Genomic DNA, 13,729 nt, shown 5'->3' with positions numbered 1-13,729 from the left:
TTAACGTACATCTGGTTGAACTTTGTAATCATGAATCAGAGATTACAGAGTATCGTTCGCTTTTTTACACTTCTTTATTTTGCTTTTGTAGCAACATTCGTTTTTGCCCAAAGACCGCAAGGTGCAAACTCAAGAACGGTTAAAATAACCGGGAAGGTTATAGATAAAGATAATGGCAGGCCATTGGAATATGCCACTTTAATCTTGCAGAGTGTAAGAAATCCAGAAAATGTGACTGGTGGCATTACGGATATCGATGGAAATTTTGCAGTGGAGACCAATCCTGGAATGTACAATATCTCAGTTGAATACATTTCTTATAAAACCTTCAGACAAGAACAACAGCTCATTCGTTCCAATACCGATTTAGGAACTATTGAAATGTCTTTAGATGTTGAAAAACTAGACGAGGTTGAAGTTGTTGCAGAACGTACAACTGTTGAATTGCGACTAGATAAGAAAATATATAATGTTGGTCAAGATTTAACGGTACGTGGTGGCACTGTTAGCGACGTATTAGATAATGTACCATCAGTTTCAGTTGACGTAGAGGGCAATGTGCAACTTCGGGGCAACGATGATGTTCGAATACTTATTAATGGGAAACCTTCTGCACTCACTGGTTTAAATAGCACCGATGCCCTTCGACAATTACCAGCGGAATCTATTGAGAAAGTCGAAGTAATTACCTCACCATCAGCACGTTATGACGCTGAAGGATCTGGTGGAATCATTAATATTATATTGAGGAGGAGTAAACTGCAAGGACTGAATGGCGCGCTTACCGGAAATGTTGGCTACCCTGAGCAATATGGAATTAATGGTAACCTCAATTTCAGAACAGGAGATATAAATATTTTTACAAATGCTGGTTACAATTACAGAAATAGACCAGGTAACTCCTTTAATTCCACAAACTTTTTTGATGATAATGGATCCCCAACGAACTCATTGACCGAAGATTCAGAGCGAGAACGTTTCAGCGACCGATACAATATAAACTTTGGAGTTGAATGGTATGTGAATGAAACTTCATCCATCACCCAAACCCTATTTTTTAGAGATTCCGACCAAAACAGCGAATCAACAAATAACTTTTTTCAAGAAAATTCGGATGGTAGTACCAGTTCTGGATTCCGATTTGATCCAGAATCAGAAATTGATAAAACGTTTCAATATGCCATCAATTATGATAAACAATTCAATGGAGAATCAGACCACCGCCTGACCTTTGATTTTCAGTATGAGGAAAGTGATGAAGTAGAAGAATCATTAATAGTACAAAACGGTTTTGACAGCGAATTTGTACGAACAGCTGAAGACCAACGTCGCGTGTTTTTTCAAACGGATTATGTACAGCCCATTGGTAAATCCGGACAATTCGAAATAGGATATCGGGGTGATTTCAACAAACTGGATACCGATTACGATGTCGAATTTATCTCACCAACCGAAGAAGAACTGTTTCCCAATATAGATGATGAATTTGCGACGAATCCAAGCAATGTTTTGGATTATAAAGAAACTATCAATGCCTTTTATACACAATATGGAAGCAAGTTCGGCAAGATGTCATTCTTGGGAGGACTGCGGTATGAAACTACACGTTTGATTATTAATCAGGTTGAGACCAGTGAATTCAATCGAAATAATTTTGACGCTTGGTTTCCGACAATGAACTTAAATTATGAAATCAATGAAACGGAAAGCTGGCAATTTGGATATAATAGGAGAATTAGAAGGCCGAGGTCTTTCTTTCTGAACCCATTTCCTAGTAGAACAAGTCCTACTAATTTATTTCAAGGGAATCCAAACTTGACTCCTTCTTTCTCAAACCAAGTTGATTTGGGCTATTTGAAACGTTGGGATAAACTTACGGTAAATACCTCCATCTATTTTCAACGTGCAACGGATGTCATCACATTTATAACTGAAGATACTGGGGTGGATACTTTTTTTAATAATGAATTGACCAGTATTATCAGGAGAACACCTGTAAATCTTGCACGAAACGATAGATATGGATTGGATGCTAACTTAAATTATCGACCAACACGAAAATGGAATGCCAATCTTAATCTTAACCTCTTTAATTTAATCACTCGCGGTGATTTCAATGGACAGAACTTCGATGCTGATAACTTAAGTTGGTTTATTCGATTAAACAATAAAATAACCCTACCAGCAAATATCGATTGGCAGACACGAATCTTTTACCGAGGACCACGGGAAAATGCACAGACCAGAACCCAAGGTATATTTTCTTTGGATTTGGCTTTTAGCAAAGACTTCTTTAAAGATAAAGCCTCCTTGGCCTTTAATGTTAGCGATGTGTTCAACAGTAGAATTCGACGGTCCTTTACCCAAACACCATTTTTTGATAGCGAGAGTGAATTTCAATGGAGGGTCCGCAGTTTTAATTTAGCCTTTACGTATCGATTCAATCAGAAGAAGAAACGTGAGCGTGGTGGCGGAAGAGATTATGATGGAGAAGGAGGAGAAGAATTTGGAGGAAGTAAATAAAAAAAGGAGCTTAAAAGCTCCTTTTTGATTTATTCGTTTCTTGCAGCTCTTTTGGCTGCTTTTCTTTCTTTCCACATTTCCAATAAATTACCTCCTAACCAGTAAGGTACAACGAAGGTCAATAGAAATATCATTAACCAGAATCCAATTGTCAAAATGGTAAGGAAAGCTAAGAATCCTAAATACTGGTCAAACTGAACTAAATTTTCGTGCATTGGAAATTGTTTTGTACAAAGATATAGCTTGAAATTGTTATGTTACAAATCCTTTAATAAAAATCTTTAATCCTATCTCATAAATTACCTTTGCAATCTAAATTGCTCTTACATGAATTTTAGAATAGAAAAAGATACAATGGGTGAGGTTAAGGTGCCTGCCGATAAATATTGGGGAGCCCAGACAGAACGCTCTCGAAATAATTTCAAAATCGGAACACCTGCTTCTATGCCATTAGAGGTTGTTTACGGTTTTGCATATCTAAAAAAAGCTGCTGCACATACCAATTGTGAATTAGGGGTTCTTTCATCTGAAAAGCGTGATTTGATTTCAAAAGTTTGCGATGAGATTCTGGAAGGTAAACATGATGACCAATTTCCACTGGTAATTTGGCAGACAGGTTCTGGAACCCAAAGCAATATGAACGTCAATGAAGTTATTGCTAATAGAGCTCATGAAATAGTAGGTAAAAAAATAGGTGAAGGCGAGAAAACCATACAACCCAACGACGATGTCAACAAATCGCAATCATCAAACGATACTTTTCCTACGGGAATGCACATAGCTGCCTATAAAAAAATTGTTGAAGTGACGATTCCCGGTGTGGAACAACTGAGAAACACACTTCATAAAAAGGCGAACGAATTTAAAGAAGTAGTCAAAATTGGTCGCACCCATTTAATGGATGCCACTCCCCTAACCCTTGGTCAAGAATTTTCGGGTTATGTTTCCCAATTGGACCATGGATTGCAAGCCTTAAAAAATACACTTCCGCATTTAGCTGAATTAGCACTTGGCGGAACAGCCGTTGGGACCGGCTTGAATACGCCAAAAGGTTATGATGTTTTAGTGGCCAAATACATTGCTGAGTTTACCGGACTCCCTTTTGTAACGGCGGAAAACAAGTTTGAAGCACTTGCTGCCCATGATGCCATTGTTGAAAGTCACGGTGCCCTAAAACAACTAGCAGTGTCTTTAAATAAAATTGCCAATGACATTCGTATGATGGCCTCTGGTCCTCGCTCAGGTATTGGTGAAATCATTATTCCCGCAAATGAACCAGGTAGTTCCATTATGCCAGGTAAAGTGAACCCCACCCAATGTGAGGCCTTGACCATGGTTTGCGCCCAAGTAATGGGTAATGATGTTGCACTATCCATAGGTGGAACACAGGGTCACTATGAGCTGAATGTCTTTAAACCAATGATGGCGGCTAACATTCTTCAATCCGCACAATTACTTGGTGATGCCAGTGTTAGTTTTGAGGTTAATTGTGCCGTTGGCATAGAACCAAATCACGACACAATCAAAAAGCTTTTGAATAATTCTTTGATGTTGGTCACCGCATTAAATACAAAAATTGGCTATTATAAAGCTGCAGAGATTGCGAACACAGCTCATAAGAACGGAACAACCCTGCGTGAAGAAGCCATTAATTTGGGGTACGTCACGGCAGAAGAATATGATGAGTGGGTTAAACCAGAAGATATGGTTGGAAGTCTGAAATAAGATAAAAGTTCTTAACTAATAATAGAAAAGGGCGCACTATAAAAGTGCGCCCTTTTCAATTTGAGGCAAGTGTCTAGTTTTTGCTTTATTTCAAAGCAAACTTAGAGGTTCCCAATAATTTTAATCCGTCGTCGTAAACATTTACCATGTAGTTTCCGGCGCCAAAATCAACGCTAGGTTTATTAACATAGTCACAAACATCCAAAGCAGTATTTTCAAAATAGAAATTAGTCTCTTTGGTGTAGGTTATCGAAGCACCATCTTCGTTAGAAGTCGTTAAGCTTTCGCCTAAAACATTACCTTGTGGATCTAATACTTCAATAAAGAATTTTCTATCTCCAGCTTGGGCAATTGAATTTGGAGCTACTGTAAAACAAACTTTGATTTTGTCGGTCGCACGAGCTCTTGAAGTTGAAACCAATTTACCACTGTTGCGCTCCTTTACAGCATCAACACTTTGTTGTGTTAAGTTCAAAGCAGAACCTCTTTCAACAGCGTCAGCCAATTGTGTGTTTTGCACTACAAGCGAATCGTTAAAAACAGTCTGCTTTTCAAGTTCAGCATACGTACTGTCTCGCTCCATTGCCAAAAGTGTATTTGATTGTGAAAGGGAATCCACTTTTTTCAATAATTCCTCTCTTTCAGCTTTTAGCTGGCTCACTTGTCTGCGGTATCTAGAAAGTGATGCAATGTCAGCTTTCATAGTGCTTACAGAATCGATGTACTTTGCAATATTGTCACGTGCTGCTACCAACTCTTCGTTTGTTGCGTTACTTTCCAAAATAGCTTTATCGTATTCCGATTTAAGACTATTCAAATCTTCAACAACCAAATCTTTTTCTTGCTTTAATGCAGCCGTGGTTTTCTTTTTGTCTTGGTACAAGCTAACCGTATAAATTATCGTACCTAAAAGGATAACACCAAGAAGGCCTGCTATCACCTTTAAACCATTGTTACTTTTTGTCTCTGTCATAATATTAGTTTTAATGCAAACGCCTTCATGGGGGCATTTGATGGATATACGGATGGTTTTTTGATTTGGATGTTTTTCAAAAGATTTTGGTTGGACATTTAAGTCATTTAAATATTTACACCTGGAATTAGCTGCCAATATTCGTGTTATTCAAACACTATTACCAAAAGCAAAACGTTGTATTCTATGTCCCAAACATATTGTTATATGAAAAATGCCTACTTCATCCTTTTGTTTATGGTATCGCTGGTGTTGAAAGCCCAAAGTGAAGATTCCAGTTGTCAATTATTATATTCCAATGTAACTAACGCATTATCGCATACAAAAAAGGCGGTTGATGTTACAGGTTTTGATCACCAAGTCTATTTTGCCAAACGCGCCCTTTCCATTTTTGAAGACTCCAAAAAACATATTGAATTATGTCAGTGCAGTGCGGTAGAGGATAAATCGTTCGAAATATCAAAAAACTTAAAAAAGGCAGTTGACCCTATTGATTGGTATGCGGGAAGGTTTTATTCCAAGAAGGCCCTTGAAGAAATAGATGGCTTAATTACACTCTTAGACTATTGTAGCACTTCGTCTTATGTTGAACCCATAATGGCTTCAAACAATGATGAGCAAAAAGATGCTGGAGAGGATATAGAATCCGCCCATTTACAGTATAACTCGTATTTGGAAGATTTAAATTCTTCTATTGAAAAACTACTATTTCAATTAGAAAAAGATTTCACCACAGGTCAAGAAGGTGATGTAATTCAACGAAAGTTTTACAGCGAGCGAACAAAAAAGCTGCTACAGTCAGCAATTTTACAAATTGAAGAGTCTAACGAATAAGCTTTTTATATTTAATTCGCTTAGGCATAATATCAGCTCCTAAACGTTTCTTTTTGTTTTCCTCGTAATCGGAGAAAGACCCTTCAAAAAAGTATACCTGGGAATCGCCTTCAAAGGCCAAAATATGTGTACATATCCTATCAAGAAACCAACGGTCGTGAGATATGATTACTGCACAGCCAGCAAAATTTTCAAGACCCTCTTCCAGCGCACGTAAGGTATTGACATCAAGGTCATTGGTCGGTTCATCAAGAAGAAGGACATTGCCCTCTTCTTTTAAGGTCATTGCTAAATGGAGTCTATTGCGTTCACCTCCAGATAGCATATTTACTTTCTTATTTTGCTCACTCCCTGAAAAATTAAAACGACTTAAATAAGCCCTAGAGTTAACTTGTTTACCTCCCATCATAACCAATTCTTGACCATCGCTAAAGTTTTCCCAAATTGATTTTTCAGGATTTATATTTGAATGTGATTGATCAACGTAGGCTAGTTTCGCAGTGTCACCCACAACAAACTCTCCCTTATCGGGAGTTTCTTCTCCCATAATCATTCTGAATATGGTCGTTTTTCCTGCTCCATTCGGTCCAATAATACCAACGATACCCGCTTGTGGTAGATTAAAATTCAAATCTTCGTAAAGTAATTTGTTGTCGTATGCCTTACTGACACCTTTGGCTTCAATAACGTTAGTTCCCAATCTTGGTCCATTTGGAATGAAAATCTCCAGCTTCTCTTCTAATTCCTTCAAGTCTTGATTGGCAAGTTTGTCATAGTTCTTTAGACGCGCTTTTTGTTTGGCTTGTCGCCCCTTTACTCCTTGCCTAACCCATTCCAATTCCCTTTCGAGCGTTTTTTGCCTCTTCGAAGCTTGCTTGCTCTCTTGGGCCAATCTTTTTGCTTTTTGGTCTAACCAACTTGAGTAGTTGCCCTTCCAAGGAATTCCTTCTCCACGATCCAATTCTAAAATCCAGCCCGCTACGTTATCCAAAAAATAACGATCATGGGTTACAGCAATAACAGTTCCCTTGTATTGGGCCAAATGATGTTCCAACCAGTGAACCGATTCCGCATCCAAATGGTTTGTTGGTTCGTCCAGCAATAATATTTCTGGCTCTTGTAACAATAATCGACATAATGCTACCCTCCTTTTTTCTCCACCAGATAAGACTTCAATTTTTTTATCGGCATCCGGAGTGCGCAAAGCATCCATGGCAATTTCCAACTTGGTATCCAACTCCCAAGCATTACTAGCATCTATCTGATCTTGTAGTTTGGCCTGCTTGTCCATAAGTTGCTGCATTTTATCAGCGTCCTCATAAACCTCAGGTAGCCCGAACATGTCATTTATTTTATTGTATTCATCTAAAACTGCAACTGTCTCTGCAACTCCTTCTTTTACGATTTCCAACACGGTTTTGTTAGGGTCTAATTCTGGCTCTTGTTCCAAATAACCAACATTGAAGCCCGGAGAAAATACCACGTCACCCTGATAATTTTTGTCGACACCAGCTATAATCTTTAACAGTGTCGATTTACCTGAACCATTAAGACCTAGGATACCAATCTTGGCGCCATAAAAAAAGCTGAGATAAATATTCTTTAATACTGGGGTATTGGCATTTTTATAGGTCTTTGTGACCCCTGACATTGAAAATATTACCTTTTTATCGTGAGACATAGTTGGTTCATTTATTAAAGGGGGTTAAAAAATTGTTTAAGATAATTGAGGATAAGGTTTGTTTAAACTCGACCTTTCAATGCGTTAAATACCCAGGCAACCGCAAAAAAACCCACGCCTACCGCTCCAAAACCATATCCAGCGACCTCATCATATTTAAATGCACCCAGTGCAATCATTCCAACACCTACGATTATCATAATTATTGTAGCGTAAGCCAAGACCGTATTTTTATTCATTGCCATAATCTAAATCCTTGTAAGTTTTCAAATATCGCAAAAAATGCGATTAGTATGCTGGAGGTACAAATGGATTCATTCAAATGGAAACTTTATACTGGTCAAGTTTCTTATTTCATCCAATAAAGAAATTAGGTTTTTACTATCATTCAAGCTCCACAATTCGCTTTCAAGTTTTCCGACTTTTAGGCATTTATGTACTTCTTCAATTTCATGTGTATAACCATTACCCCATTTGGGCAATTCAATTTTTATTTGTTCTCCATCTATCTCTGAGGTATAACCATTTGCTTCATGCCATCTTGAATCCAAATAAAAATTGCCCCTTTCACCGGCAATTTCAGCAGACATTCTTGAATTATTAGTAAATCCACTGTAAAGTATTGCATGGGCATTTTCATATTCAAAAAGCATGGCAACTTGACTTTCTAAGCCATTTTTGAGAACTGTTGCGTTTGCAGAAATCTTTTTGGGCATGCCCAATATCAAATATGAAAGAAAAACAGGATAGATACCGATATCTAGAAGGGAGCCTCCGGCCAAAGAAGGATTTAACAATCTTGATTCCTGATCCCTGTCCATCGCAAAGAATGCAAAATCTGCATTTAGGTATCGTATGTTGCCCAACAATTCATTATCCAGTTTCCCCTTAATGTCAATAATCGTTGGATGAAATCTAGACCATAAGGCCTCCATTAAAAAAACACCGTTTTCTTTTGCGCATCTGACCATCTCAACCACTTCATTTTTGTTCACACCCATAGGTTTTTCACAAAGTATATGCTTACCGTGTTTCATGGCCTGTATGGCCAACTCTTTATGAAAAACATGAGGAGTAGCAATGTAGAGAACATCAACGCTTTTTGATTTAAACAATTCTTCATAGGAATCAAAAACAGTATTAACTCCAAATTCAGATGCAAAAGCCTGGGCCCTTTCTTTATTTCGTGAAGCAACTCCTTCAATAACAGCATGCTCCACCAAGTTCAAATCACTGGCGAATTTAGCGGCAATTTTTCCAGGACCCACAATGCCCCATTTTATATGTTCCATATGGCTAAAAGTAATCATTTATACTGCTTATCTTTATCCAAATAGGAAGATTAAAAGAGGCAATGGATATAAACTTCAACAAGAACGAAGACCATAATAAATTACTGCTTTCAGATATGAGAAGGCGTTTGGCGCAAGTTAAAATGGGAGGTGGTAAAAAGAGAATCGAAAAACACCATGCCAAAGGTAAACTAACGGCAAGGGAACGCATAGAATATCTTCTTGACGATGATGAAAAAGCCATAGAGATTGGTGCATTTGCCGGAGAAGGAATGTATGAAGAACATGGAGGCTGTCCTTCTGGTGGTGTAGTTGTAAAAATTGGTCATGTTCAAGGAAAGCAATGTGTTGTTGTGGCCAATGATGCCACTGTAAAAGCTGGGGCTTGGTTTCCAATAACCGGTAAAAAGAACTTACGTGCACAAGAAATCTCAATCGAAAATAGACTGCCTATTATTTATTTGGTGGACAGTGCAGGAGTTTATCTACCCATGCAGGACGAAATCTTTCCGGATAAGGAACATTTTGGCCGGATCTTCAGAAACAATGCCGTAATGAGTAGTATGGGCATAACCCAAATATCGGCTGTAATGGGTAGTTGTGTTGCAGGCGGAGCGTATTTGCCTATTATGAGTGATGAAGCTTTAATTGTTGACAAAACAGGAAGTATTTTCCTTGCAGGAAGTTATCTTGTTAAAGCAGCCATTGGTGAAAGTATAGATAATGAAACCCTCGGCGGAGCAACAACGCATTGCGAAATAAGTGGTGTTACGGATTATAAAGCAAAAGATGACAAGGACGCTTTAGATACCATTAAAAACATAATGGGTAAAATAGGTGATTTTGAGAAAGCTGGATTCAGTAAGATTGATGCTAAAGAACCTGCAAAAAGTGCGGAAGACCTCTTTGGAATTTTGCCCAAATCTAGAAGTGATCAATATGATATGCTTGAAATAATTGAACGACTTGTTGATGATTCAAAGTTCGAGCAGTACAAAGAGGGTTATGGAAAAACCTTACTTACTGGCTATGCCAGGATTGATGGTTGGGCAGTTGGAATCGTGGCCAATCAACGAAAAGTAGTTAAAAGTGGTAAAGGGGAAATGCAGTTCGGCGGGGTAATTTATTCGGATTCTGCTGACAAGGCAACTCGGTTCATTGCGAATTGCAACCAGAAAAAAATTCCGTTGGTGTTTCTACAAGATGTTACTGGTTTTATGGTCGGTAGCAAAAGTGAACATGGTGGTATCATAAAAGATGGGGCTAAAATGGTCAACGCTGTCAGCAATTCTGTTGTGCCGAAATTCACAGTGGTCATTGGCAACAGCTATGGGGCTGGTAATTATGCCATGTGCGGTAAAGCTTACGATCCCAGATTAATTTGTGCCTGGCCAAGTGCGGAATTGGCCGTAATGAGTGGAAATTCCGCCGCTAAGGTTCTTCTACAAATTGAGAAAGCAGCACTTGAGAAAAAGGGAGAGGCCTTTGACGAAGAAAAGGAAAAAGCTCTTTTCGAAAAAATAAAATCCCGCTACGACCAACAAGTATCCCCGTATTATGCAGCAGCGCGAATTTGGACCGATGCAATTATTAATCCAATACATACCAGAAACTGGATTTCAATGGGCATAGAAGCGGCAAACCACGCTCCAATAAAGAAATCCTTTAACTTAGGTGTATTACAAGTATAACCCTTAAAGTGGCGTAAGCTTAACGTTCAAGGTCGGTTTTGTATTGATTTTATAGCGCACTGGTTCATAGCCTTTTTTGGTAAAACTGATTAAATCATTTTTATTGGCTGCAATACTAAAACGACCCCGTTTATCTGTTAAGGTGGATTGTTTGGTTCTATGATTGAAAATCTTAACTCCCGCAATCATCTTTCCTTTTACGATTGCAAATCCAGTTACAAAACGCTTTTTGGCTATCGTCTTTTCTTTTTTCCTTTTAAACCTTTCGAATTCTCGCTCATCTACTAAAAGGGAAGATTCTACCGTATATGCCATATTTAAATCGGTAATACGCTCCCATTTTCCTTGACTGGCATATTTTCTATATGAACCATGACCATCATTACTAACAGTGGTCCAGCCTTGCCTCTCTAATTGCATTCGTTCTTTTGAAATATCCTTAACCGCCGCCAAAACCAAACCAACTTCTTCATCACCATAGACTTTTAGTAGTTCCAGCGATATGATAAAATCATTGTCCACATAAACATCATATGGTTTTAAATCAACGGAAACCATTCTCTCGTTTTTACCGAGTGTGTATAAGATGTTCTGTCCGGATTTGTTCAAATTTGTTTTTGGTCTAGACAAGCTACCATCATCATCATAAATATTAACTCTCAATAAAAGACTGTCAGATGGATTATGCCAAACCTCAAAAACAAAATTATCTAGACGTCGCAAACCTGAACGTACGACAACTTTAGTCCCTAATTCACCTCCGAGTGCAATATTATCTTTCCAATATCCATAGACTTCCTCCCCTCTATTGGAGTATCCGACTGTTTCAGGCATCATATAATTTGCTTTATCTGAAACTACTACCCCCTCTAATTGCAGGTTGGTAGGTGTCATTTTAATCACTGGATATTCATTGTAAACCAATTCTACCTCACTGACTGCAATGGTAATGGTCTGGTAGCCTAAAGAAGAAAAGATAATGTTGTCTGATGGTAATAACCTGCTATTGTTTAGAGGTAAATGAAAAATACCCTCTTCATCACTAACAGTACCAATTTCCTTTTCGAAAACACCAATATTAACATAGGGGATCGGCACTCCACTCTGGGAATCCACTATTCTCCCTTTATAGTCTTGCTGCCCAAATATTTGGGCAGCAATAAACAAGACTATATATGTTAAATTCTTCACTCGATTATCTCAAGACCAGTTTCGAAGCAGACTTGAGTTTAAAAAGCTCTTGGTTAACGTTTTTAAGTGTTAATTTAAAAACCTGAACCTCTTTTCGCTGAGTACGTGAGCCATAATCGTAGTATATAGTTGCCTTGAGATACGTTGGAGTTAAACTCTTATTACCTTGATAATTTATATTCACCTGCCAAGTACCGGGTAATGAACCGTCTACTAAATATTCTTTAACATTATATCCAAAGTCCTTTTCCCGCTCAATCACTTCAGGACTATCGAACATATTATGCTTGAACTTGTAATATTGATTTTCTGGGTTTACGAATTGTAAATCGAATTCGGCTTCACCATCATTCCATTCAAAAACCAATCTTGTACCATTGAAGTCCTCATCAGCTATGAAGAGCTTTTTTGCTTTTCCGGCTTGGAGTACTTCATTTTTTTCTAAGGCCAAAAGATTATTGAATTCACGTGAAATCATAGGTCCAAAACCAATAGTGTCTTGTTCTAAAAATCCCTCATCAATCAAATACTCATATCTAGCATACATTGATGCCGCCTGTTTAGGCTCCCTTAAATTTCGATAACTATTAGCCATATCCATATAGCTCTGAACATAATTTGGCCGGAGAATAAAGACTTCTTTATAAACTTCATTCGCTTTCTCAAATCGTTGCTGGGACTCATAAGTATAGGCAAGTGCCTTCATCAACACTGGATTGCTTTTATATTGTTGGAAATGATTTTCGATAATGGAATCGGCGTAATCCTCTTCATTCAGGTCGTTCACAAAATGGGTATATGCATCCAATAGGAAATAAGGGGAATTTGAATACATTTTTAGGTGCTTCGCAAATAAGGCCTTTGACTCCTCAACCGATTGACTTTTCATAAATTCCTTTAGATACGTTGGAGCATTTTGCGCAACCTCTTCAGGGCTCAGCTCCAAACCATCTGCATAGTTGTTTTTTAATCTTGCCCTGTCAACGAACTCATTATTTAGAGGGCTTCCACCAATTGTATTTATAACAATTACGCCACCCGCACCCAGTGAACCATACGAAGCTGTTGTGGCAAAGTTGTTTAATACGGCTATCCTTTTGATTTGATTTACATCGAGCCAAATAGGAACATCCCTGAAAATTTGTCCATCAACATCAAATACGGCAGGTAATGCACTTTCTATACTATTACCGGGCCGAATCCTAACCTGTCCTCCAATCTGTAACCTTTGGTCCCCAATCGCTCCGATATTAGGAGTTTGTGCACCTGTTGTACATGATCCAGTCACCTGAACTCCAGGAAATCGATTACGGAGTAAGTCCAAAATGCAAAGAGATACCGGATTTATTTCTTCTTCAGACAACAATCTCACATTACCCGCTGCCCTATCAGCATCTAAAAAACCCCATGCCGTTCTAATGATGTTTTTATTTATCGAATAATCTTCTTCCATATCACGCTGTGAACGACGTTTGCTTGCCGCCACGGTAACCTCATCGAGCTCGGTTACATCTGGTACCATTACTGGATTCAGCACCCTAGTCACATCTTCAATTTTGATTCGGATAGTGCGAAGGCCTGTATACGAATACTGCAATTTATCACCAACGGAAACCTCAATTTCATAAGACCCGTCTTGTCGGGTAGTTGTGGCATTGTCACCATCAACTATTGAAATGTTTACGTTTTCAATAGGGTTTTTTCCGTCGGTAACCTTGCCGATCACTTTTTTGACTCCATCGGCCTGCCCCGTAAGCATAAATGGCAGTGCCAAAAGGAGTGTTAGAAATACTTTTTTCATAGCAATAATTTTTTCTTT

At 38.3% G+C, this 13,729-nt stretch carries 11 protein-coding genes; 4 read left to right on the top strand and 7 right to left on the bottom strand.

All coding sequences use genetic code 11. From position 1 onward, the window contains the following. Window positions 1-30 precede the first annotated feature (30 nt). Entirely contained in the window at window positions 31-2,523 is a 2,493-nt protein-coding gene (locus HCU67_RS09245; protein ID WP_168552345.1) for a TonB-dependent receptor, read from the top strand. A 29-nt stretch (window positions 2,524-2,552) separates the two neighbouring features. Here HCU67_RS09245 and HCU67_RS09240 read toward each other — a convergent pair whose 3' ends face one another. Beyond that, entirely contained in the window at window positions 2,553-2,738 is a 186-nt protein-coding gene (locus HCU67_RS09240) for a hypothetical protein (protein WP_168552344.1), read from the bottom strand. Between the two features lie 112 nt (window positions 2,739-2,850). Between HCU67_RS09240 and fumC the strand changes: the two genes are divergently transcribed. Beyond that, complete coding sequence (fumC, locus tag HCU67_RS09235) at window positions 2,851-4,248, top strand: class II fumarate hydratase (RefSeq protein ID WP_168552343.1); 1,398 nt, start codon at window positions 2,851-2,853, stop codon at window positions 4,246-4,248. 85 nt (window positions 4,249-4,333) lie between these two features. Here the strand turns inward: fumC and HCU67_RS09230 are convergent, their stop codons facing one another. Next, window positions 4,334-5,221, bottom strand: coding sequence for a hypothetical protein (locus HCU67_RS09230; protein WP_168552342.1), 888 nt, complete (start codon window positions 5,219-5,221; stop codon window positions 4,334-4,336). 207 nt (window positions 5,222-5,428) lie between these two features. On the opposite strand from HCU67_RS09230, the gene HCU67_RS09225 reads away from it, so the two are divergent. Next, the gene (locus HCU67_RS09225) at window positions 5,429-6,055 is read left to right on the top strand and encodes a hypothetical protein (protein ID WP_168552341.1); all 627 of its coding nucleotides are present in this window, start codon (window positions 5,429-5,431) and stop codon (window positions 6,053-6,055) included. Here HCU67_RS09225 and ettA read toward each other — a convergent pair. The 3 genes from ettA to HCU67_RS09210 form a co-directional block, all read right to left on the bottom strand. Then, complete coding sequence (gene ettA / locus HCU67_RS09220) at window positions 6,045-7,736, bottom strand: energy-dependent translational throttle protein EttA (RefSeq protein WP_168552340.1); 1,692 nt, start codon at window positions 7,734-7,736, stop codon at window positions 6,045-6,047. The genes HCU67_RS09225 and ettA overlap by 11 nt on opposite strands. Before the next feature lie 62 nt (window positions 7,737-7,798). Continuing rightward, window positions 7,799-7,981, bottom strand: coding sequence for a CAL67264 family membrane protein (locus HCU67_RS09215; RefSeq protein ID WP_168552339.1), 183 nt, complete (start codon window positions 7,979-7,981; stop codon window positions 7,799-7,801). Between the two features lie 69 nt (window positions 7,982-8,050). Then, on the bottom strand, window positions 8,051-9,046 hold the full coding sequence (locus HCU67_RS09210; RefSeq protein WP_246865749.1) for a Gfo/Idh/MocA family protein: 996 nt from the start codon (window positions 9,044-9,046) through the stop codon (window positions 8,051-8,053). A 44-nt stretch (window positions 9,047-9,090) separates the two neighbouring features. Here HCU67_RS09210 and HCU67_RS09205 point away from each other — a divergent pair, with 44 nt between their 5' ends. Continuing rightward, window positions 9,091-10,719 (top strand): acyl-CoA carboxylase subunit beta, encoded by a 1,629-nt coding sequence (locus HCU67_RS09205; RefSeq protein WP_168552338.1) that lies wholly within the window; start codon window positions 9,091-9,093, stop codon window positions 10,717-10,719. A gap of 3 nt (window positions 10,720-10,722) precedes the next feature. Here the strand turns inward: HCU67_RS09205 and HCU67_RS09200 are convergent, their stop codons facing one another. Both HCU67_RS09200 and HCU67_RS09195 read right to left on the bottom strand, forming a co-directional pair. Beyond that, complete coding sequence (locus HCU67_RS09200; RefSeq protein ID WP_168552337.1) at window positions 10,723-11,910, bottom strand: carboxypeptidase-like regulatory domain-containing protein; 1,188 nt, start codon at window positions 11,908-11,910, stop codon at window positions 10,723-10,725. A gap of 4 nt (window positions 11,911-11,914) precedes the next feature. Next, on the bottom strand, window positions 11,915-13,711 hold the full coding sequence (locus HCU67_RS09195) for a carboxypeptidase-like regulatory domain-containing protein (RefSeq protein WP_168552336.1): 1,797 nt from the start codon (window positions 13,709-13,711) through the stop codon (window positions 11,915-11,917). Window positions 13,712-13,729: the final 18 nt, after the last annotated feature.

It is taken from the genome of Croceivirga thetidis (assembly GCF_012272815.1).
Classification (GTDB): domain Bacteria; phylum Bacteroidota; class Bacteroidia; order Flavobacteriales; family Flavobacteriaceae; genus Croceivirga; species Croceivirga thetidis.
Note: the sequence above shows the minus strand (reverse complement) of the source record. Positions and strands in the feature narration are given on the sequence as shown.

Bases quoted from the DNA above. Each gene is read 5' to 3' on its own strand.
- HCU67_RS09195 (WP_168552336.1), bottom strand. From the start codon at position 13,711: ATGAAAAAAGTATTTCTAACACTCCTTTTGGCACTGCCATTTATGCTT.
- HCU67_RS09240 (WP_168552344.1), bottom strand. From the start codon at position 2,738: ATGCACGAAAATTTAGTTCAGTTTGACCAGTATTTAGGATTCTTAGCT.
- HCU67_RS09245 (WP_168552345.1), top strand. From the start codon at position 31: ATGAATCAGAGATTACAGAGTATCGTTCGCTTTTTTACACTTCTTTAT.
- HCU67_RS09225 (WP_168552341.1), top strand. From the start codon at position 5,429: ATGAAAAATGCCTACTTCATCCTTTTGTTTATGGTATCGCTGGTGTTG.
- ettA (WP_168552340.1), bottom strand. From the start codon at position 7,736: ATGTCTCACGATAAAAAGGTAATATTTTCAATGTCAGGGGTCACAAAG.
- HCU67_RS09230 (WP_168552342.1), bottom strand. From the start codon at position 5,221: ATGACAGAGACAAAAAGTAACAATGGTTTAAAGGTGATAGCAGGCCTT.
- HCU67_RS09205 (WP_168552338.1), top strand. From the start codon at position 9,091: ATGGATATAAACTTCAACAAGAACGAAGACCATAATAAATTACTGCTT.
- HCU67_RS09210 (WP_246865749.1), bottom strand. From the start codon at position 9,046: ATGATTACTTTTAGCCATATGGAACATATAAAATGGGGCATTGTGGGT.
- HCU67_RS09215 (WP_168552339.1), bottom strand. From the start codon at position 7,981: ATGGCAATGAATAAAAATACGGTCTTGGCTTACGCTACAATAATTATG.
- fumC (WP_168552343.1), top strand. From the start codon at position 2,851: ATGAATTTTAGAATAGAAAAAGATACAATGGGTGAGGTTAAGGTGCCT.